This window comes from Streptomyces sp. NPDC053673, assembly GCF_055585225.1.
Window position 1 is genome coordinate 1 of the sequence record NZ_JBVJKN010000100.1, and the last position, 1,514, is coordinate 1,514.

At 67.8% G+C, this 1,514-nt stretch carries 1 protein-coding gene; it reads left to right on the top strand.

The window, feature by feature from the left end; translation table 11 throughout:
- A partial coding sequence (locus ACZ6ZQ_RS38545; protein WP_469773193.1) for an SDR family NAD(P)-dependent oxidoreductase occupies window positions 1-1,514 on the top strand: 1,514 nt, incomplete at both ends.

Here is a 1,514-nt window from a genome sequence, read left to right on the forward strand (position 1 = left end):
GTCCGCCATGTCCGCGAGACGGTCCGCTTCCTGGACGGCATCCGCGCCCTGGAGACCGCTGGAGTCACCACGTACCTCGAACTCGGCCCGGACGGGATCCTGTCTGCTCTGGCGCAGGAGTGCGTGGCCGGTGAGGGAGCCATGTTCGTGCCGGTGCTGCGGAACGGTCGTCCTGAGGCGGAGACGGCGGTCGCCGCTTTGGCTCAGGTGCATGTGCGGGGTGGCATCGTTGACTGGCAGGCGTTCTTTGCCGGTACGGGTGCGCAGCGGATCGATTTGCCGACGTATGCGTTCCAGCGGCAGCGCTACTGGCCGAAGACGCTTCTCTCGACTGGCGGGCTGGATGCTGTCGAGCCCGTGAACGCGGTGGATGCTCGGTTCTGGGAGGCGGTGGAGCGTGAGGATCTCGCATCGCTGGTGGCTGAGTTGGATGTGGATGATGACGCGTCCTTCAGTGAACTGATCCCTGCTCTGTCGGCGTGGCGCCGTCAGGGGCAGGAGCAGTCGGTGGTGGATGGTTGGCGTTATCGGGCGAGCTGGAAGCCTGTGACTGCCGCAGTGCCTTCCGGAACGGTGAGCGGTTCCTGGCTGGTGGTGGTACCTGCATCCCACGAGGGTGATGCCTCGGTTGAGGCTGTGGTGGGTGCGTTGTCGGGGTGTGGGGCTGAGGTTCGGCGGGTTGTGGTGGGGTCCGGTGTGGACCGGGCTGGGCTGGCGGAGCTGCTGGTCGATGCTGAGGCACTCGCCGGCGTTGTGTCGTTCCTGGGGTGGGACGAGACGGGTGGGTTGTATGCCACGACGGCTTTGGTGCAGGGGTTGGGTGATGCCGGGGTTGGGGCGCCGTTGTGGTGTCTGACTCGGGGTGCGGTGTCGGTGGGTCGTTCGGACTGGCTTGTTTCTCCTGTGCAGGCGCAGGTGTGGGGTCTTGGGCGGGTTGCGGCGTTGGAGTTGCCGGAGCGCTGGGGCGGTCTGGTTGATCTGCCGGGTGTGCTGGACGATCGTGCACTGTCCCGGCTGGTCGGCGTGCTTGCCGGTGTTGGTGGTGAGGATCAGGTTGCGGTCCGGTCGTCGGGTGTGTTCGGCCGGCGTCTGGTACGCGCTGCTCGGGCTGTTCGGGGCGAGGGTTCGTGGGTTCCGGGCGGCACGGTCCTGGTGACGGGTGGTACGGGTGCGTTGGGTGGCCGGGTGGCGCGTTGGCTGGCCATGGCGGGTGCGGAGCGTGTCGTGCTGACCAGCCGCCGCGGGCTGGAGGCTCCGGGTGCTGCTCAGCTGGTGGCGGAGCTGACCGAGCTGGGTGTGGAGGCTTCCGTCGTCGCGTGTGACGTGGCAGACCGTGAGGCGCTGCACGCCCTGCTGTCGGCGCTGGCGGATTCGCTCACGGCTGTGGTGCACACGGCCGGTGTCCTGGACGACGGTGTGCTGGACGGTCTGACCCCGGAGCGTATCGACCGTGTCCTGCGCGCGAAGGCGGTCTCGGCCCGCAATCTCCACGACCTGACGACCGAACTCGGTAT